Annotated in this window: 17 protein-coding genes; 9 read left to right on the top strand and 8 right to left on the bottom strand. The window is 71.0% G+C overall.

All coding sequences use genetic code 11. The features are described 5' to 3' along the window. Window positions 1–15 precede the first annotated feature (15 nt). A complete protein-coding gene (locus QSK30_RS21375; protein ID WP_285505191.1) occupies window positions 16–2,016 on the top strand; it encodes a hypothetical protein in 2,001 nt (666 codons plus the stop codon). Here QSK30_RS21375 and QSK30_RS21370 read toward each other — a convergent pair. From QSK30_RS21370 to QSK30_RS21355, 4 genes are all read right to left on the bottom strand, one after another. After that, window positions 2,013–2,648 carry a putative glycolipid-binding domain-containing protein gene (locus QSK30_RS21370; protein ID WP_285505189.1) on the bottom strand — a complete coding sequence of 212 codons (636 nt, stop codon included), beginning with the start codon at window positions 2,646–2,648 and terminating at the stop codon, window positions 2,013–2,015. The two genes, QSK30_RS21375 and QSK30_RS21370, sit on opposite strands and share 4 nt — an antisense overlap. After that, window positions 2,645–2,875 (bottom strand): antitoxin, encoded by a 231-nt coding sequence (locus tag QSK30_RS21365; RefSeq protein ID WP_285505188.1) that lies wholly within the window; start codon window positions 2,873–2,875, stop codon window positions 2,645–2,647. The genes QSK30_RS21370 and QSK30_RS21365 overlap by 4 nt, the downstream gene beginning before the upstream one ends. Window positions 2,876–2,960: 85 nt before the next feature. After that, entirely contained in the window at window positions 2,961–4,883 is a 1,923-nt protein-coding gene (locus tag QSK30_RS21360; protein WP_352231604.1) for an FUSC family protein, read from the bottom strand. A gap of 72 nt (window positions 4,884–4,955) precedes the next feature. After that, entirely contained in the window at window positions 4,956–6,170 is a 1,215-nt protein-coding gene (locus QSK30_RS21355; RefSeq protein WP_285505186.1) for a thioester domain-containing protein, read from the bottom strand. A gap of 283 nt (window positions 6,171–6,453) precedes the next feature. On the opposite strand from QSK30_RS21355, the gene QSK30_RS21350 reads away from it, so the two are divergent. Then, entirely contained in the window at window positions 6,454–7,275 is an 822-nt protein-coding gene (locus QSK30_RS21350) for a DUF8017 domain-containing protein (RefSeq protein WP_285505185.1), read from the top strand. Here QSK30_RS21350 and QSK30_RS21345 read toward each other — a convergent pair. Continuing rightward, window positions 7,228–8,166 (bottom strand): helix-turn-helix domain-containing protein, encoded by a 939-nt coding sequence (locus tag QSK30_RS21345; protein ID WP_285505184.1) that lies wholly within the window; start codon window positions 8,164–8,166, stop codon window positions 7,228–7,230. The two genes, QSK30_RS21350 and QSK30_RS21345, sit on opposite strands and share 48 nt — an antisense overlap. Window positions 8,167–8,310: 144 nt before the next feature. Here QSK30_RS21345 and QSK30_RS21340 point away from each other — a divergent pair, with 144 nt between their 5' ends. Next, entirely contained in the window at window positions 8,311–9,291 is a 981-nt protein-coding gene (locus QSK30_RS21340) for an aldo/keto reductase (protein WP_285505181.1), read from the top strand. A gap of 460 nt (window positions 9,292–9,751) precedes the next feature. On the opposite strand, the gene QSK30_RS21335 is transcribed toward QSK30_RS21340, so the two are convergent. After that, a complete protein-coding gene (locus QSK30_RS21335; protein ID WP_285505179.1) occupies window positions 9,752–11,419 on the bottom strand; it encodes a DUF885 domain-containing protein in 1,668 nt (555 codons plus the stop codon). Window positions 11,420–11,528: 109 nt separating this feature from the next. Here QSK30_RS21335 and QSK30_RS21330 point away from each other — a divergent pair, with 109 nt between their 5' ends. Then, entirely contained in the window at window positions 11,529–11,981 is a 453-nt protein-coding gene (locus tag QSK30_RS21330) for an SRPBCC family protein (RefSeq protein ID WP_285505176.1), read from the top strand. Between the two features lie 2 nt (window positions 11,982–11,983). On the opposite strand, the gene QSK30_RS21325 is transcribed toward QSK30_RS21330, so the two are convergent. After that, window positions 11,984–12,457: a GbsR/MarR family transcriptional regulator gene (locus QSK30_RS21325; RefSeq protein WP_285505174.1), complete on the bottom strand. Its 474-nt coding sequence runs from the start codon at window positions 12,455–12,457 to the stop codon at window positions 11,984–11,986. An 82-nt stretch (window positions 12,458–12,539) separates the two neighbouring features. On the opposite strand from QSK30_RS21325, the gene QSK30_RS21320 reads away from it, so the two are divergent. Both QSK30_RS21320 and QSK30_RS21315 read left to right on the top strand, forming a co-directional pair. After that, on the top strand, window positions 12,540–13,439 hold the full coding sequence (locus tag QSK30_RS21320; RefSeq protein WP_285505172.1) for an ABC transporter ATP-binding protein: 900 nt from the start codon (window positions 12,540–12,542) through the stop codon (window positions 13,437–13,439). Further along, the gene (locus QSK30_RS21315) at window positions 13,436–15,037 is read left to right on the top strand and encodes an ABC transporter permease (RefSeq protein ID WP_285505170.1); all 1,602 of its coding nucleotides are present in this window, start codon (window positions 13,436–13,438) and stop codon (window positions 15,035–15,037) included. Before QSK30_RS21320 ends, QSK30_RS21315 begins: the two co-directional genes overlap by 4 nt. Before the next feature lie 56 nt (window positions 15,038–15,093). Here QSK30_RS21315 and QSK30_RS21310 read toward each other — a convergent pair whose 3' ends face one another. Further along, the gene (locus QSK30_RS21310; protein WP_285505169.1) at window positions 15,094–15,285 is read right to left on the bottom strand and encodes a hypothetical protein; all 192 of its coding nucleotides are present in this window, start codon (window positions 15,283–15,285) and stop codon (window positions 15,094–15,096) included. 134 nt (window positions 15,286–15,419) lie between these two features. Between QSK30_RS21310 and QSK30_RS21305 the strand changes: the two genes are divergently transcribed. The 3 genes from QSK30_RS21305 to QSK30_RS21295 all read left to right on the top strand — a co-directional run bounded on the left by QSK30_RS21305 (window position 15,420) and on the right by QSK30_RS21295 (window position 17,602). Further along, a complete protein-coding gene (locus tag QSK30_RS21305) occupies window positions 15,420–16,682 on the top strand; it encodes an MFS transporter (protein WP_352231603.1) in 1,263 nt (420 codons plus the stop codon). Between the two features lie 173 nt (window positions 16,683–16,855). Next, window positions 16,856–17,065 (top strand): hypothetical protein, encoded by a 210-nt coding sequence (locus tag QSK30_RS21300; RefSeq protein WP_285505167.1) that lies wholly within the window; start codon window positions 16,856–16,858, stop codon window positions 17,063–17,065. Between the two features lie 54 nt (window positions 17,066–17,119). Continuing rightward, entirely contained in the window at window positions 17,120–17,602 is a 483-nt protein-coding gene (locus QSK30_RS21295) for a hypothetical protein (RefSeq protein ID WP_285505165.1), read from the top strand. The last annotated feature ends 780 nt before the right edge of the window (window positions 17,603–18,382 follow it).

Here is an 18,382-nt window from a genome sequence, read left to right as displayed (position 1 = left end):
CCTTACGTTGTCCCGGTGGATCACGAGCCGTTACCCGTCCCGCCGAGCCGTCCCGCCCGCGTCCGCCGGATCGCGGCCATCGTGGCGGGCTTGGTGCTGCTCGGCGGGGCGATCGTGGTGCTGCGCACGCCGCCCGAGGACCCGTCGCAGGCGACGCCCCGGCCGGTCCCGCCACCGCAGACGACTGTCCGCGAGTTCGCGGGCGAGGGCGTGGTGACCCCGGCGCCCGGCGCGAAGCCGGAGCCGCCGAGCAAGATCGTGACCAAGTCGAGCCTGGGCACCCTCCAGCTGTGGTGGGGCACCGCGGTCGCCGAGGTGGCCGAACCCAAGGGGGCGGCCGGGTACGAGGTGCGGTGGGGCCACGCGGGCACCAACGAGTACACCCGGCTGGTAGCCCAGCCCACGACCCAGCTCGACGGGCTGGAGAACTCCGCGCCCTACGACATAGAGATCCGCACGATCGACTCTTACGGGCAACGGTCCAAACCCGCCAAGACAACAGCGACACCGCAAGAGGCCGAGGACAAGACCCCTTGGTCTTTCCGAGACACCTTCACAGATCGGGTCACGCCGGATCCGGTCAACTGGCGGTTCTTCAGCACCACCGACTGCGGCCGCGCTACCACCGGCGGGGGCTCCGACGGTAAGAGGCTGATCGTCAGCGCGCAGTGCGGTGCGGAGCCGGTAGGACTACGCGCACGTGCGCCGTTCCGGTTGCGAGATGCGCCTGCGGACGGGGAGTTGGGCCGGTTCGTGGTGGTCACCGACCACCCCTCGCTGGGCGGCGAACTGCTCGTCGACCTGGTCCCCGGCCCCGCCGACCTGATCGACGGCTCCCCCAACGGCTCGCCGAAACCCGATCGTCCCGGGCTGGCGCAGGACAACCCGGCGCTACCACCGGGGACGATCCGGGTGCGGGTGGCGGCTCGGGACGACACGACAGACGTGCAGGTGCTCGTGGCTCCCGGGACGCCCCGGATGGGCACCGCGGTCGCCACCCAGCCGGTGCCCACCGCGCAGGTCGGGCTGTCCGTGCGCTGGGAGGTCGTGCTCCGCACCGACGGCGTGCAGGTGCTGCGGGACGGCGTCGTGGTGGGTGGCGGCGACGTGGTGCCCGCGTGGCGGGAGGCGACCGCGCTCGTGGGGCTGCTCGGCGGCGGGAGTGGCCTCTACGCGGGGATCAACCTGATCGGGTTCGTCGGCGCGCCGACGGCCGTACCGGTCCTGGTCGTGCCGCCGCCGGTCGACGCCGGTCCCGTGGTGGTCGCCGCGGACGCCGGGCTGTCCACGACCGGCGGCACCCCGCTCCCGGGCACCCGAGGCGGTCAGGTGCGGTTGACGCTGATCCCGCAGAACGGTCCCAAGGACCCCGCGGACGACACCTTCACCGTGGAGATCGGCGGCGCCAACTTCCCCGCGCGACCGGCCGTCGCCGGGCAGCCGATGACAAGAGGCGTGCGGTACCCGGTAGTGGCCGACGTACCGCCCGAGGCGTTAGTCCTGGGGAAGGACGGCAACACCCTGCCGATACGGGTGCACGGACCTGTCCGTCGCGCCCAAGCCGCGACCAGGGTGGTCAGCGCAAGCGTCGAGCTAGTCGCTCCCGAGGGCGCGGTGTCACCGGCGGCAGGCAGCGGTACCGACGTGCCCCTGCCGCGGACAAAGCCCGCGCTCGCGCGCCCGGGGGCCACCCTCTTCGACGCGGCGGGCAAACCGATCACGGAGGGCGCGAAGGTGCCCAGCGGCCGGGTGGTGCTCGAGGTGCGCACCGACGGCCCGGCCGGGCAGCGCGTCGGTGGCGAGCTGGCCGGGGTGGCGGGCGTCGAGGTCCGGTTGGACGGGCAGCGGATCGCGGGGATCCCGACCGTGGCCGACGGCCCCGGGGTCGGCGGCGTGTGGCGGCTCGCGCTCACCACGAACGGCCTGACCGGGGGAAATCACTCGTTCGAGATCAGGCTGATCGGGACGACCCCGACGGCGGCGTTCGCGGTGTCCTACCGGCCGTTCACCGTCTAGAGGCGCTGCGCGACACCCGGGTAGTCGATCACGATGCCCTCGGCGTCGACGGTCAGCTCGGCGGTGAACCCGCCCTGGGTGTACTCGATGACGGCGTGGTCGTCGGCGATCGAGACCGTCCGGTAGGTCTGCTGGACCAGCCGGACCTCCAGGTCGGGCATGGTCACGTAGACCACCGGGATCTCGAACTCGCCCGGCGTGCGGTGCAGCCCCAGCCTGCGGATCGGCAGCGTGTTGAAGGTGACCGCGCCCGCGACGTCGACGGTGACCGAGCCGCCGAACTCGTCGCGGGTGGAGCTGTTGCCGTGGTCGACCAGCCAGACGCCGTCCTCGGTGCGGTTCAGCGAGATCTGCCGCTCCTGGGCCGCGGTGGTGGTGCGCAGCAGCAGCCTGCCCGCCTCGTCACCGCGGTCGGCCGAGGCCTCGAACGACGCGCTGAAAGCCTCGGTGCCGGTCGCCTCGTCGGCGGCGGCGATGAGCCGACCGGAGGCGCGCAGCCGCGCCTCGGTGACCAGCAGGCGCACCGACTCCAGGGTCGTGGGCGCGCTGCCCTGCCAGGTGTAGACCGCTGGGTTGCGAACGCGGGTCCCCCCGTCCGGGAGGACCCGCTCGGTCGCGGCGTCCGAACTCACGCCTGGTGGCCCTGGTCCGGCTCGCCGGTGCCCTGGGCGGCCTGGGTGCCCGGCTTGTCCGGGATCAGGTCCTGGATCTTGTCCACGACCGTGTCGACCTGCGCCTCGTGGCCGAACTTGCCCTTGACGAACTCGCCCGCCTTCTCCACGCCCTCTTCGATCTTGTCCCCGTGCTGCTCGATCAGGCCCTCGGCCTTGTTCTTCAGCTCGTTGAAATCGATGCCCATGGTGCTCCTCCGCACTCTGACAGGCCCGGGCGAGGACCCCGTCGAAGGGTACCCAACCCGTTCCCCACTTCCCACTGCCAAAGCGTCAACTTACCCAGTCGGCCGCCGCCCGTCCGCGCCTGCGTGGCCGTTGTGCCAGGTTGGGGCCACGCAGAGTGGCATTCACCGCCGTGAGCTCGCCGACCACGCGGGCCAACCGCTCGCTCTTGGGGAGTGCGGACCTCTTGGGCGCACGTTCCCCTCTTACTGCTTTTGCCGCCTCCCGGACCGTAGCGGCAAGAACTTTCACGTCTGGCTCTTCGATCGGATCAGCTCCTCGGTCGATAGCCACCGCCACGCCGGTAACCGCATCCGTGAGCCGCTCCAGACCGACGATGACGGGCCACCACGCAGCCGCTCTGCGCCCGGCAGCGGACGGTTCGACAAGAGACTGCTGGAACGCGGTCCGCACATCCGAGAGTGCTCGATAAGCCTGCCTGCGGAGAGAGGACCGTTCACCACGGCGACCTAAGAGGGCGTGATCGAGATACTCGGCGACGATGTCGAGTGCGTCGGCGAGGTCCTCCCCCACGCGGGGATGCCGCGCACCTGGCCACAGCAGATAGCCGAAGATCAGCACGATGGCGCACCCGAGCGCGGTGTCGAGCAGGCGCGCGGCGACCAACGCCCAGTTGCCCGCCTCGGCGAGGTCGAGCTGAACGAGGACCAGCGGGGTGACGAACGTGCTGAACATGCCGTAGTTGCGCACCTGGCCCACCGGCAACGCCGCGGCGGCGACCGCCATCAGCAGCACCAGCACCCAGCCGGGCGGGTCGATCGCCAACACCCCGGCGCCGAGCAGGACACCGGCCACGGTGCCCAGGCCGCGCAGCACGGCACGGCCGAAGACCGACCCGAAGTCCGGCTTGAGCACGATCGCCACGGTGAGCGCGACCCAGTAGGAGTGCTCCAGCGGCAGCAACCGCCCGAGGGCCACGGCGAGGCCGACGCAGACCATCAGGCGCAGCACCAGCGACCAGGTGCGCCTGCCCGCGAACACGCTCAGGCGCTCGCGCAGGCCCGCCCGCTCCTCGGCGGGCCGCAGGTCGGGGTCGTCGTCACCGCGGCGGAAGTCGGCCACGGCCCGCAAGCCCGTGTGCAGCTGGGCGACGGCACGGGCGTCGGCGGGAGGGTCCGGCGGTTCGGGCAACGGCTCGCGGGCGCGGATCCGGTCGGCGGCGTCGCGCAGGTACTCCACGAACTCCAGCGGCGCCTGCCTCTTGGCGTTGACCAGTGCTACCGACGCCTCAATCACGGGGGTCGTCTCGGTGAGCATCACGAAGAGGCGCCGGTAGGACCGGTCACGCCCTGCTAGGTGTGAGCGCGCGTCTAGGAGGGCGTCGTAAGCGGCGTTGAGCGCAGCGGTCAGGTCCCGCCTCGCGCCACGTGCCGCACTGGTTCCTGACGCGGCGAGCATCGCGGCCAAGTGGTCGTACACAGCGGCCACCGCGGCCCGTTCGACCGCCGCGCCCCGCACGGGCCACGCGGCTAGCGACAGCAGCAGCGCGAACCCCGCGCCCACCACGAAGCACCGCCAGGCCAGCCACGGGTCGGCGGCCTGACCGGCGCCCAGGATGGCGAACACCAGCAGCTGCAGCCCGCCCATGGAGGCGTTGCTACCGCTCGCGCTGATCAGCGCGGAGACGCCCGCGACAAGCACCAGCGACCAGATGGCCGGGCCACCGGCGAAGTTGCCGAACAGGTAGCCGACGGTGCCCGCCGCGGCCGCCCACACCGTCCGCTGAGCGCGGTAGCGATAAGGACCGTCGGAATCGGCGAAGACGACGCAGAGCGCGCCGATCGAGACGAGTACACCCAGGTCGATCCGGCCCGCGGCCATGCCCACCGCGACCGGTCCGGCGATCGCGACCGCGGCGCGCAGGGCCCGCTTCCACGGCAGCGGTACCGGCTTCTGCTTGAGCAGCTCACGCAGCCAGTGCGGTGCCGCCAGGTCGTCCCGTGTGCTCACCAGAGGACGGTAAACGCCGATCCCCTCCCAGTCTCGCGACTGGGAGGGGATCGGGTAGTGCGTCTTGGGCTATCAGGCGGCGTTGCGGCGGTGGCGCACGTAGAGCAGCGCGCCCGCACCGCCACCGAGCAGGCCGAGACCGATCAGGACCGGCAGCATGATCGAGGCGCCGGTGTCGGGCAGGTTCGGCTTGGGCTGCGGGGCCGGGGCCACCGTGGTGGTGGTCGTCGGCGGCACCGTGGTCCCGGTGGTCGGGCTGGTCGACGGCGCCGTCGTGGTGGTGCTGGTCGACGGCGGGGTGGTCGGCGCGACCTTCCAGTCACCCTTGGCCTCGGCGGTCAGCACCTTGGTCTCGGAGTCGGCCACGATCAGCGGCTGCGCGGGCGCGCCGTCTGAGTGGTTGCCGGTGAACAGGCGGCCGAGCTCGATGACCGGGGAGTCGGCGGTCAGCTTGAAGCTGCCCTTGCCCGCCTCGGTGCCCGCGGCGACCTTGAGGAAGACCTGGGTGCCGTTCTTGATGTCGGCGGCCTTGAGGACCTTGCCGTCGGCGTCGGTGAGCTGGACACCGTCGGGCAGCGCCGACTCGAGCTTGGTGACCACGCCGTTGGTGGTGACCTTGAACGGGCCGACCAGCTTGCCGGACTCACCGGAGAGGGTGTTCGGGTTGATCTTCAGCTCGCCGACCGGCCACTCGCCGATGCCGACGTTCTTCGGACCGGTCAGGTAGTCGTAGAGGGCCAGGACGTCCTTGTCGGAGTCGTCGTTGCCGCGCTCGACTGGGTTCTGGCGGTCGATGTCGTAGCCGTCGCTGAAGTGCCAGAGGGCGGCCTGGGTGGCCGAGATGGCCTCCTCGAGCTCGATGCCGTCGGCGTTGGTGGCCAGGCCGAGGGCGTTGAGCGCGGCCAGGTCGGCCTTCGGGTAGCCGTGGTGCAACGCCCAGTTGATCTTGGCGCTGTTGGCGTTGAACGGCGAGTTCGGGTCCGGGTACGAGGCCCACGGGACCTCGCTCATCACGTTCTTCTCGTACGAGGCGTTGATCTTCAGGCCCACGCAGTAGACCTTGAGCTTCTTGCCGTCGGAGAGGTTCAGGTTGAACAGGTACGGCGTCGTGACGACCTCGTCCTTGCCGTGCTTCATCCGGACGACGAAGCCGACGCCCTCATCGCCCGGCTTGAACAGCGTTCCGGTGACGCCCTCGGCCGAGGCGGGCATCGCGGCCAGCGCGGCGGACACCGCCGTGACCGCGAGCACGGCCCCCGCACGGGCCAGGTTCCAACGACTCCCCATGACTCTCCTTCTGGATTCCGAACGTCGATCCCGGCTATCTGGATGCGGCGCGGATTCCGAGAGCCCGCCGCCGCTGACCTGCGAAAAGATCAACTCACCCGATCGAGAAGCTTTTCGCCAGTCAGCGTGCGCGGACTCTACTAAGAGAGAAAAAGGGGTCACTCACCGGGGTGAGTTCGAGTCCAAAGCGTTGTAATTTGTTCACCCACACAGTTGATCTGCTGCGGACAGTAACCACCCGAAAAGGCCACGACATCGCTCTCGTGGAGCTATCGTCGCGGCCGTGACGGGCTGGCAGGGCGAGCACCAACCGGGCGGGTGGCAGCAGGCGGGCCTACCCCGGCCCTCGCGCACGCCCGCGGTGCTGAGCATCGCGGCGATCATCGTCATCGTCGGCACGGTGATCACGATCGTGCTGGTCAACCGGGGTGGCGGGAGCCCGGACCCGATCGCCGGGCCGCAGAGCTCGACGTCCCGGCCGCCGAGCACCCGCCTGTCGTCGTCAAGCAGACCGCCGACGTTCCGGTCCACCGCGCCCACGACCACCCGCTCCCCGAACGGGCGAACCGTTGACAACGCCGAATCGCGGATCTCGTTCACGATTCCCGGCGACTGGCGCCCGGACCCGGCGGCCAAGGTCGACGTGCGCGGGGTGAACTTCAGCGGTGCCGCCGCCTACGGCGCCTACGAGTGCGGCGGCGCCGGCTATACCCGGGCCTTCGCGGTGAGCGCGGCGGTGCAGAACCCCACCGACAAAGACGTCTCGCTGGAGAAGACGGCCACCACGTTCACCGCCGCCTTCGGCGAGAAGTACTACCCGAACGCGAAAGTGGCTGAACCCGCGTTCCGCAACGCCCGGGTGGACGGCAAGCAAGCGGTGCTGGCGGTGGCGAAGGTGACCCCGGCCCCGAAGAACGCCGCGTGCGAGGCGGACGCCGGCGAGGTCGCCATCCTCGCCGTGGACCTGGACAACGCCACGGCCACCAGGCCGCGCGGCATCGCCCTCCTGGTCATCGCCGCCGACCTGTCCGGTGGCCCGAACACCCCCGGGACGCTGTCAGCACCCGCGATCGAGTCGGTCCTGTCCAGCGCCCACATCCGCTGACGCGCCCGACACGGGCGGTCCAGGCACCGCGTGCCAGCTGGCCAGCAGCCGGATCGCGTCGTGCTCCGGCGAACCCGGCGCGGGGGTGAAGACGGTCAAGACCTGGTCCCCGGCGACGGTGAGGTTCTCGAAGGGCAGCGTGACCTCGCCGATCAGCGGGTGCCGGAAGACCTTGGCACCCGCCCGGTGCGCCCTGACGTCGTTGCCCGCCCAGCGGGTGCGGAACGCCTGGCTGCGGGTGGACAGCTGACCGATGAGGGCGATCAGGGCCGGGTCGTCGGGTCGCCTACCGGCTTCGACGCGCAAGAGGGACACGGTGTCGTGAGCCACGCGCTCCCACTCGGGGAACAGCTCCCGAGAGGCGTGCTCGGCCAAGAACATGAACCGCGCCGCGTTGGCCGGACCTTCGATGTCCAGCACCGTGGCATAGAGGGCCCGGCCGAGGTCGTTGACCGCGAGGACGTCGAGCCGGGTGTTGAACACCAGAGCGGGCAGGTGCCCCATCGAGTCCAGCAGCACCCGGACGCCCAGGCTGACGGTGTCCTTCACCGCTGCCGCGTCCTTCACCGCTGCCGCGCGGTGCTTGCGGGCCTCGGGGGTCAGGGCCGCGAGCAGCCGCTCCAGGTGGACGCGTTCGTCGTCGTCGAGTCGCAGCACCGCGGCCACGGACTCCACGACGCCGGGGGACGGACCGGTGGCCTGGCCGCGCTCGAGGCGGATGTAGTACTCCGGGCTGATCCCGGCCAGCAGCGCCACCTCCGCCCGCCGCAGGCCCTTCACCCGGCGCCGGGTCCCGACCGCCGGAAGGCCGACCTCGGCGGGTGAGATCCGGTCGCGGCGCGTGCTGAGGAACTCCCGAACCGCCGTCCGCGCCGCCTCCTTCTCGTCCATGACATCGAGGGTAAGGGGCGCGCCGGACAACCGGGGGTCTCTGCGAGTACCCCTCTCAGCAGGTCCTGCCCCAACCGCGGCGCACGGCGTTCCCTTGGGAGCGAGGGACATCCGGTCCCTCACTGAAGACGGAGGAGCCAGTCGATGGAGCACGCTTCCCTGGGCGCCCTGCGGGTGTCCCGGATCGGCCTGGGCGCGATGACCATGGCCGGGACCTACACCTCCGGCGGCGGCCTGGACGACGCCGAGTCGATCCGGGCCATCCACCGGGCACTGGACCTGGGGGTCACCCACATCGACACCGCCGAGATCTACGGCCCGTACCGCAGCGAGGAGATCGTCGGCCGGGCCATCGCCGGACGCCGCGACCAGGTCGTGGTCGCCACGAAGTTCGGCCTGGTGTCGCACTCCGGTGGCGGGCCGGGCGCCGTGGACAGCAGCCCGGCGAACGTGCGGACCGCGGTCGAGGGCTCCCTGCGGCGCCTGGGCACCGACCGGATCGACCTCTGCTACCAGCACCGCGTGGACCCCCACACCCCGATCGAGGAGACCGTCGGCGCGCTGGCCGACCTGGTCGCCGAGGGGAAGGTCAGGCACGTCGGGCTGTCCGAGGCCGCGCCGGAGACGATCCGCCGGGCGCACGCGGTGCACCCGGTGGCGGCGCTGCAGACCGAGTACTCGCTGTGGACCCGCGACCCGGAGGCGGAACTCCTCGGGCTGCTGCGCCGCCTGGGCATCGGGTTCGTGCCGTACTCCCCGCTGGGCCACGGGTTCCTCACCGGCGAGCTCCGCTCGCCCACCGACATCCCCGACGACGACTGGCGCAAGACCAACCCCCGGTTCGTCGGGGCGGCCTTCGCCAGGAACCTGCGCCTCGTCGACGAGGTCCGGGCGGTCGGTGCCGAGATCGGCGCCACCCCGGCGCAGGTCGCGCTGGCCTGGCTACTGGCCCAGGGGACCGATATCGCCCCCATCCCCGGCACCCGGCGGGTCGCCCGGGTCGAGGAGAACACCGCCGCCGACACCGTGGTCCTCAGCCCGGACCAACTCACCCGCCTCGACCAACTGACACCGGCCACCGGTGCCCGCCATGACGAGGCGAACATGTCCACCATCGACCGCTGATGCCGCCCACCCACTCGTGCGCCCGACGAGACGAGGCCAGGAACCAGGACCACATCGCCCACAGGATGACGAAGCCGACCAGTGCGGTCACCTCGGGCCCCACCGAGGGCCACACCGCACCGGCAGACGCATGAGCAGTCCCAGTGCCGCAGGTGGCAGCGGGCTCCGCCGAAGATCCACCGAACCCAAGTGGCTCGCCAGAACCCACCGCACCGCCCACCACCCCTGACAACCCGCCCACCCGCCCACCCGCCCACCGGCCCACCGGCCCACCGGCCCACCGGCCCACCGGCCCACCGGCCCACCGGCCCACCGGCCCACCGGCCCACCGGCCCACCGGCCCACCGGCCCACCGGCCCACCGGCCCACCGGCCCACCGGCTCCCGGCTCCCGGCTCCCGGCTCCCGGCTCCCGGCTCCCGAAGAGCGTCACCCAGTCCGAACAGGACTGTCCACTCAGGTCACCCCCGCCAGGCGTCCACTACCTCCGCCAGCACCTTCAGCGGCAGCGGTCCGCCGCCCAGCACCAGGTCGTGGAAGGCGCGGATGTCGAAGGCCGCACCCAAGCGGGCCTCGGCGGCGGCGCGGACGCGCTGCAGTTCGAGGCGGCCGACCATGTAGGACAGCGCCTGGCCGGGGAACGCGATGTACCGGTCGACCTCGCTGGTGATCTCCACCGCGGACAGCGGCGTGTTCTCCCGCAGGTAGGCCGCCGCCTGCTCGCGGGTCCAGCCCTTGGCGTGCAGCCCGGTGTCGACGACCAGCCGCCCGGCGCGCATCGAGTCCATCGCGAGCATGCCGAAGCGGGCGACGTCGTCGGAGTAGAGGCCCATCTCCTCGGCGAGGCGCTCGGTGTAGAGCCCCCAGCCCTCGGAGTAGGCGTTGACGTCGGCGAGCCTGCGCAGCAGCGGCAGGTCGGTCAGCTCCATGGCGATGGTCAGCTGGAAGTGGTGGCCGGGCACGGCCTCGTGGAAGGCGGTGACCTCGGCGAGGAACCGGTCGCGCTCGTGCGCGCGGTCGGTGTTCGCGTAGTAGACCCCGGGCCGCAGGCCGTCGAGGGAGGGCTGCATGTAGTACGCGGCGGGTGCGCCCGGGGCCTCGGCGGCCGGGACCGGCTCGACCTGGCACCGCTGGCCCGGCAGCCTGCCGAACCACTCGGGGGCCGCTGCCTCGGCGCGCTCGATCGCGGCGCGGGCGTACGCGAGCATCTCCTCGGCATCGCGCCAGCGCAGCTCCGGGTCGGTGATCAGCCGCTGGAAGATCTCGGCCTGGTCGGTGGTGCCGAACACCCGGGCGCCGAGTTCGGCGTACTCCGCGCGCAGCCCGGCGATGATGTCGAGGCCGGTCTGGTGCAGCTCCTCGGGCGTGAGGTCGGTGGTGGTGTGCACCCGGGACAGCGCCGCGTAGGCGGCGTCGCCGCCGGGCAACGCGCACAGACCGGGCCTGTCGTCGGGCCGCGCGTGCTCGGCGAGCTCGTCGACCAGCACCGACCGGTACCGCGCGAACGCGGGCCGGACCAGGTCTTCGACGATTCGCAGCCGTTCGGCGGCGACCTCCTCGTCCGCGAGCGGCTGGGCCAGCAGCGGGTCGGCCGCCAGGTCGCCGCCGAGGTAGCGGTCGAGGTGCGCCACCGCCGCGTCGAGCAGGGTGCGCACCGGCACCCGGCCCGCCGCCACCCCCGCCCGGTGCCGTTCGGCCACCTGCTCCAGGTGGGCGGGTACGGCGCGCAGCCGCGCCAGGTAGGCCGCCGCGCGGTCGGCGTCGGACGGCACCACCATCGGCAGGAAGGTCAACAGCGCGGCGGCTGGCCCGACGAAGATGTCGGTGACGGTGTACTCGACCATCCGGGCGTCGATCCGGTCGACCACCGAGCGGGCCTGCTGGGCGATGACCTTGGCGGTCACCAGGTCGCCGGTACCCGCCTCGACGAGCCGGTCGGCCCGGGCGGCGATGTCCACCGCGGCCGCCCGCTGCCGCTGCTCGACCGCCTCGGAGACCTCGGCCAGCCGGTCGTCGTGACCCGGGATGCCGAGCAGCGTGGCGCCCAGCGGCTCCGCGGACACCTGCAGCGCGAACAGCTCGTCGGCGAGCGCCAGAACGCCGTCGTCGCTGGTGGTCGTACCGGTCATGCCGTCCCCGATTCCGTGTGTCGACAGTGGTGGACGTGGTGAATCTACGCCGGGACCGGGATGCCACGATTGGAGTTGTCCACAGCCCCTTGCCCCCGGGAGTCCGCCCATGGTCGAGCGCCAGCGCACCTTCGCCTTCGAGATCACCGCGAGCAGCAGCGCCGAGGCCGCCGAGCTGTTCGCCATGGTCGCCGACGGCAGGCGCTGGGCGGACTGGGGCAAACCGGTGATCGCCGAGGCGCGCCTGGAGCGCGAGGGCGACCCGGCGCCGGGCGGCGTCGGCGCGATCCGGGTGCTCGGCCGCAAGCCGCTGCTCGTGCGCGAGGAGACCGTCGAGTACGAGCAGGACCGCAGGCACGCCTACGTCCTGCTCTCGTCCTCGCCGGTGAAGGACTACCGGGGCGAGGTCACGTTCGTCCCGCGCGACGGTGGCGGGACTGACCTGGTGTGGCGCTGCAGCTTCGTGGAGCGCATCCCCGGAACCGGGCCTGCGGCACGCGCGGGTCTGCGCGCGTTCATCCAGAACCTTGTCCAGCGGCTGGTGCACGCCGCCGAGCGGTAGCGCTACCGACCCGCCTCTTCGACGCGCCAACGCTCCACCAGCTGCGACATCTCCCGTTGCAGGAACTCGAAGAAGCGCTGGGTGGTCGCGATACGCCTACCGGCTGGGCTGTCGGGGCCGAGGATCTCCGCGCCCTCTTCCATCGCCGCCGACCACGAAGTGAGCAGCTTGTCCCGATTGGTGAGCACCTCGTACCAAGAGGTGTCGGAGACCGCGTAGTGGTCACGCCGCTGTCCCGGTTCGCGCCCCTTGTGGATGAGACCTACCTGGTCGAGGTAGCGCACGGCGCCCGAGATAGCCGCAGGGCTGACCTGCAGTGCCGTCGCCAGTTCAGTCGCGGTGAGCTTGCCCGAGTCGGTAGCCAGCAGGCGGGTGAACACGCGCGCGGGCATCCTCGGTACCCCTGCCTCGAACATGAGCAGCGCGAACCGCTCCACGAACCGCGCCACGGGGTCGTCTGCCACTGCTTCAGTCACTGCTCACCCTTTCGATGCACGGCGCAAGGTTAGCGCGTTTCGAACGTTCACAAAGTTGTGAAATAAGAGTACGTTCTGAACCATGACAACCGCAATTTCGGTGTCCGGCCTGGTCAAGACCTTCGGCCGGACCCGCGCGCTGGACGGTCTCGACCTGACGGTGCGGACCGGGGAGGTCCACGGCTTCCTCGGCCCCAACGGGGCGGGCAAGTCCACCACCATCCGGGTGCTGCTCGGCCTGATGCGCGCCGACTCCGGCACCGCGACCCTGCTCGACGGCGATCCCTGGCGCGACGCCACCGCCCTGCACCGCAAGCTCGCCTACGTGCCCGGCGACGTCTCGCTGTGGCCCAACCTCTCCGGCGGCGAGGTCATCGACCTGCTCGGGCGGCTGCGCGGCGGCCTCGACCAGCGCCGCCGCGACGACCTGCTGGAGCGCTTCGACCTCGACCCGCGCAAGAAGGGCCGCACGTACTCGAAGGGCAACCGGCAGAAGGTGGCCCTGGTGGCCGCGCTGGCCTCCGACGTGGAGCTGCTGATCCTCGACGAGCCGACCTCCGGGCTGGACCCGCTGATGGAGTCGGTCTTCCAGGAGTGCGTGATCGAGGAGCGCGACCGCGGCCGCACGGTGCTGCTCTCCAGCCACATCCTGGCCGAGGTGGAGTCCCTGTGCGACCGGGTGAGCATCATCCGCGCGGGCCGCACCGTGGAGACCGGCACCCTCGGCGAGCTGCGCCACCTCACCCGGACGAGCATCACCGCCGAGCTGGCGCAACCGCCGAACGGGATCGCGAACCTGCCCGGCGTGCACGACGTGCGGGTGGAGGGCAACCGGGTCCGCTTCGACGTCGACACCCGCGAGCTCGACACCGCCCTGCGCGCGCTGACCACCTCGGGCGTGCGCTCGCTGACCAGTACCCCGCCGACCCTGGAGGAGCTGTTCCTGCGCCACTACCAGGAGGACGCGGCGGTGACCCGATGACCGGGATCACCGGGACCGGTTCACTCGTACGGCTGGCCTTGCGCCGCGATCGGGTGATGCTGCCCCTGTGGATCGTGCTGCTGAGCGTGATCCCAGCGTCGACTGGCGCGGCGTATGCCCAGCTCTACCCCACCGCGACCGACCGGGCTGCGCTCAACGCCGGTTCGGGGAGCAACCCGTCGGTGGCGGTCATCTACGGGCCCGCTTACGACCTGACCACCGCGGGCGGTTTCACCGCGTGGCGGTACGGCTCGTTCCTGGCCTTGTTCGTGGCGCTCATGGCGGTCTTCACCGTCACACGGCACACCCGCGCGGAAGAGGACAGCGGAAGGCTCGAACTGCTGGGGTCGACCGTGGTGGGCCGTTATGCGGCTCTTACCGCGGGTATGGCGGTCGCGGGGGGCGCTAGCGTACTGATCGGCGTGTTCTCGGCGGTGGGGATGACCAGTGCGGGCCTCCCCGCAGGGGGATCGTTTGCCATGGGACTCGGGGTGGCGGGCACCGGTCTTGTGTTCAGCGCGATCGCGGGGGTGACCGCTCAGCTCACCGAGTACTCCCGGTCGGCGAACGGCTTCGCCACCGGCGCGATCGGGGTGGTGTTCCTGCTGCGCGCGATCGGCGACTCGACACCGTCGGCGAGTTGGGTCTCGTGGCTGTCACCGCTGGCCTGGGCGCAGCTGTCCAAGCCGTTCGTGGCCGAGAAGTGGTGGGTCTTCCCGATGGCGCTCGTCGTCACGGCCGCGGTCGCGGCGGTCGCCTACCTGCTGGCCCCCAGGCGCGACCTGGGCGCGGGCCTGTTCCCGTCCCGACTCGGACCGCGCACCGCCCCGGCCACGCTGTCCAGCCCGCTGGGCCTGGCCTGGCGGCTGCAACGCGGGTCGCTGCTGGGCTGGACGATCGGGCTCGTCGTGATGGGCGCGGTCTTCGGCTCGATCGCGAACGGCATCACCGCGCTGGTCGGCAACTCCGAGCAGATGCGCAAGATCTTCGCCGAGATAGGCGGCGCGCAGGGACTTGTCGACGCCTACCTCGCCGCCATCGCGGGCGTCTTCGGCATGATCGCGGCCGTCTACTCGGTGCAGGCCGCTCTACGCCTGCGCGGCGAGGAGACGAACGGGCACGCGGAACCGGTCTTGGCCTCGGGGGTCAACCGGGCGAGTTGGGCGGGCGCGCACCTGCTGTTCGCCGTGCTGGGGCCAGCTGTCTTGTTGTCCGCGGCGGGAGTGGCTACCGGTCTCGGGCACGGTCTTCGAGCCGGTGACGTGGGGACCCAGGTAGCGCACGCGTTCAACGCGGCGCTGGTACAGCTACCTGCTGTGTGGGTGATCGCAGCTGTCGCGGCGCTCTTGTTCGGCGCGCTGCCGCGGGTATCGGTACCGGCGTCTTGGGCAGCAGTGGGAGTCGCACTGGTGATCAGCCTCTTCGGGCCGGTGATCGGGCTGGGGCAGGCGGTCCTGGACATCTCGCCGTTCGGGCACGTGCCGAAACTGCTCCCCGGCGCGGACTTCAACGCGGCGCCGTTGTTCTGGCTCACGGGGGTCGCTCTGGTCGTCGCGGTCGCGGGCCTCGCGGCGTTCCGGCGGCGCGACATCGGCTGACCCTCGCTGGGGGTGGCGGAGGCCGGGTGGCAGGTGCCACCCGGCCTCCGCCGTGTTCAGACCCGGTCGGAATCGGCTTCCACCGGCAGGCCTGCCAGCTCGCGGACGATGCGCTGGGCCAGCTCGAGGCCCGCGGCCTGACCCTCCCGGTAGGACTCGTCCGTCGTCAGCTCACGGGCGTCCCGCTCGGCCTCGGCGAGCTGGGCGAGCAGGGCGATGACCTCGACGGTCTCGTGGGGGTGCGCCATCGGAATTCCTTCGTTCGCAGGTGTTGACGACAGCCAGGTACCCCGAAGTGACCTGGTCGTGTCAGCCAACCCCCCATTCGTGGAGAGCACGACCTATAGTTCGCATGGCTAACCAATGCGAAGGAGCGGGCGGCGTGGTCGCGACCGAGGACCGGGCGGTGACCATGCCCCGAGAAGTCTGGGTGCTGGTCGGCGCGAACTTCGTCATCGCGATCGGCTTCGGCCTGGTGGCGCCCGCGCTGCCGAGCTTCGCGCGCAGCTTCGAGGTGAGCGTGACCGCGGCGTCCATCGTGGTCAGTGCGTTCGCCTTCGCCCGACTGATGTTTGCTCCGGTGAGTGGCCGCCTTGTCACTCGATTTGGTGAACGTTGGGTGTACCTAACGGGGCTATCCATCGTCGCGGTGACTACGGGTGCGTGCGCGTTCGTGGACACGTACTGGCAGCTGATCGTGCTGCGCATGCTCGGCGGCACCGGGTCGACCATGTTCACCGTCTCGGGTGTCGCGTTGCTCATCCACTTGGCACCCCCGACGATGCGCGGGCGGGCGTCCGGGCTCTGGAGCACCAGCTTCCTGCTCGGCAACGTTGCCGGACCGCTGGTAGGCGGCAGCCTCATCATGATCTCCCTGCGCGCGCCCTTCCTGGTCTACTCGGCCGCTCTGATGGTGGCGGTGGGACTGGTGTGGCTGCTCTTGCGCCACTCGACCAAGGTCAAGCCCTTCAAAGACGACAGCACTGTCGTCTTTCCGTTAAGACAAGCGTTCCGCGACAGCGGCTACCGGGCAGCCCTTGCGTCCAGCTTCGTCAACGGCTGGGCGGTCTTCGGGGTCCGCGTGTCGCTGATTCCCTTGTTCATCACCGAGGTGCTGCGCCGCGACGGCACCTTCGCCGGGACCGCGCTGTCGGTCTTCGCCGCGGCGAACGTGGTGACGCTGCTCTTCTCCGGGCGGCTGTCGGACCGGATCGGCCGAAAACCCCTGGTCTTGGCCGGATTGCTGCTGTCCGCGGCGGGCACGAGCTGGATCGGTTTCACCAGGACGGTTCCCGAGTTCCTGATCGCGACGGTCGTCGCCGGGCTGGGAACCGGCATCCTGACACCGCCCGCGCAGGCAGCGGTCGCGGACGTGATCGGCACCGCGCGCGGTGGTCAAGTGCTGGCCACGTACCAGATGGCCGCCGACGTCGGCGCCATCCTCGGGCCGTTCGTAGCAGGGGTGCTGGCCGACGAGTTCTCGTTCGGGTTGGCATTCCTCGTCACGGGTGGACTCGCGGTGGTCGCGGTGCTCGTTTGGGTCCCCGCGCGCGAGACTCTCAACCGCGGTAGCGCGAGAACGCGCAGGCATCCCACTCCCGAGGAGGCTGTGAGCGTGGAGTTGCCGTGTGACCCCGCCAGGTGACCGATTCGGCAACGTTTCCAGTCACCCTCGGTGGAACGCGTTGCTCCGTTGGGGCGGATTCGCTGCGGCCAGGCAGGCAATGTCGGTCGCACGGCTGCGTCGGTGTGAGTGAAATGGGAGTCTGTGGGGTACCCCGCCAAGCGGGTAGATAACGGCTGATGCGGAGTGATCCGATGGCTACCGCAGTGTGGATCGTGACCGCGGCGCTCGTCGCGGTGTTCGTCGTGTGGCGGTTGCGCCGCGCCAACACCACCCTGGCCACCATCCTCCAAGAGGAACACGCCCGCACCGACGCGGAGCCGGTACCAGCCGACTACTACGAGGACGACGAGCCGCACCGGGTCGACTCACAGCACGGCGGACGGCACCGCAAGCCCCACTGACAAGCCTGTGGATAACTTCCGACACGCCTGGCCAGGCGCCTTTACCGTGAGCGCATGGCATTCAACCTGGAATACACGAGCAAGCACCGCGACGTCACCTACGCCCTGACCATCGCCGCCGAACAGGACGGCGACCTCGGGGTCGACCTCGTAGGCACCAACGACAACGGCACCGTGGTGGCGGAGGGCACGCTGCGCCTCCCGCCCGGTGGCGCCACGGAGACCGCCCGGCTCCTGCGGGAGGCACTCGGTGCGATCTCGACCTTCGAGGGCCGCGGCAAGCGGACCACGGTGGGCAACGCGCACGCGCGCTGGACACCCGACCAGGACTCCGCCCTGCGCGAGGCCTGGCTCAGTCAGCCGCCGACAGCCTCGGCGTCGGAGGTGATCCGAGCCCTGGCCGTCGAACGCGAACGCACTGCGGCGTCCATCCGCGCCCGCCTCCCCCGTGTCGGCTGCGACCCCGATGTCGCCGGTCGCCTGCTGACCGCGGAAACGGCCGCCCTGGTCGGTCGGGACGCCACGGTGATCACCTGAGTGGCAGTCGGTGTCCACCGCCGACGGAGAGGAGCTGAATGATCCATTGTGGACAACTCCATAGTGACGCGCGAAAGCCTCGGCGATGACCGGCGGGTGCGCGGACTGGGTGGTGCACCACCCAGTCGTGCGCAGTGCGCTAGCGACTACCTGCCTGGTGGACAGAGGACATACGTCCGACGTCACACGGTTGCGCTAATGGACGATCTCCAGTGGAACCGGTTGGTGCCTGGTGAAATGGTCGAGCAGGCCCGGTCGCAGGCAGCAATAACGGCAAAGGCGCCAGACGGCGTGGCACGTGGGACCGATGCCGGCAAAGTTGCGACGCTGCCAGCACGACGCTGCCGAATAGGGCCACCCGAGTGGACGCTCCCGGGCGAACGGTGATGGTGGCGGCGTCCCGGTGTGTGCTGTCGGGGCCGCGATCCCCACCGCAGGGAGCGCTGCACGAAGTGCGGCCCGGCCCGATGCCGCGTCGGGCGATGACTTCTCGCGCAACGCCGACGGCTCCGACCAGACTGCCGAGCGAGCCTCGACCGGTCCGGCGCACCTCGGTGCGCCAGGTGCCAACTCGTGCAAAGGTGGCCCGCGGCAACCGCCGACCCGACCTAAGCGTTGTGCGCCGTGCCCGCGCGAGGACCGTTGTTCTCGCGCGAGCGCCCGGTGCCGGGCGAGGAACAGCTGATGGTGCGGCAGATGGGCGATCCTGCCGAATCCGCTTAGACGAGGGCTGCCAGGTAAGCAGTCCCGAAGAACGCCGCGCATGGAACATGCCCGGTC

Origin of the sequence: Actinokineospora sp. NBRC 105648 (assembly GCF_030269645.1) — a bacterium.
In the GTDB taxonomy this organism is placed as follows: Bacteria; Actinomycetota; Actinomycetes; order Mycobacteriales; family Pseudonocardiaceae; genus Actinokineospora.
The sequence above is the reverse complement of the archived record's forward strand: the minus strand, read 5'-3'. Positions and strand labels throughout refer to the sequence as shown.

What these genes read in the sequence shown, in the direction of transcription:
- QSK30_RS21365 (WP_285505188.1), bottom strand. Translation starts at nt 2,875, where the DNA reads ATGGGCATCGATTTCAACGAGCTGAAGAACAAGGCCGAGGGCCTGATC.
- QSK30_RS21355 (WP_285505186.1), bottom strand. Translation starts at nt 6,170, where the DNA reads ATGGGGAGTCGTTGGAACCTGGCCCGTGCGGGGGCCGTGCTCGCGGTC.
- QSK30_RS21345 (WP_285505184.1), bottom strand. Translation starts at nt 8,166, where the DNA reads ATGGACGAGAAGGAGGCGGCGCGGACGGCGGTTCGGGAGTTCCTCAGC.
- QSK30_RS21340 (WP_285505181.1), top strand. Translation starts at nt 8,311, where the DNA reads ATGGAGCACGCTTCCCTGGGCGCCCTGCGGGTGTCCCGGATCGGCCTG.
- QSK30_RS21335 (WP_285505179.1), bottom strand. Translation starts at nt 11,419, where the DNA reads ATGACCGGTACGACCACCAGCGACGACGGCGTTCTGGCGCTCGCCGAC.
- QSK30_RS21330 (WP_285505176.1), top strand. Translation starts at nt 11,529, where the DNA reads ATGGTCGAGCGCCAGCGCACCTTCGCCTTCGAGATCACCGCGAGCAGC.
- QSK30_RS21320 (WP_285505172.1), top strand. Translation starts at nt 12,540, where the DNA reads ATGACAACCGCAATTTCGGTGTCCGGCCTGGTCAAGACCTTCGGCCGG.
- QSK30_RS21315 (WP_285505170.1), top strand. Translation starts at nt 13,436, where the DNA reads ATGACCGGGATCACCGGGACCGGTTCACTCGTACGGCTGGCCTTGCGC.
- QSK30_RS21310 (WP_285505169.1), bottom strand. Translation starts at nt 15,285, where the DNA reads ATGGCGCACCCCCACGAGACCGTCGAGGTCATCGCCCTGCTCGCCCAG.
- QSK30_RS21300 (WP_285505167.1), top strand. Translation starts at nt 16,856, where the DNA reads ATGGCTACCGCAGTGTGGATCGTGACCGCGGCGCTCGTCGCGGTGTTC.
- QSK30_RS21295 (WP_285505165.1), top strand. Translation starts at nt 17,120, where the DNA reads ATGGCATTCAACCTGGAATACACGAGCAAGCACCGCGACGTCACCTAC.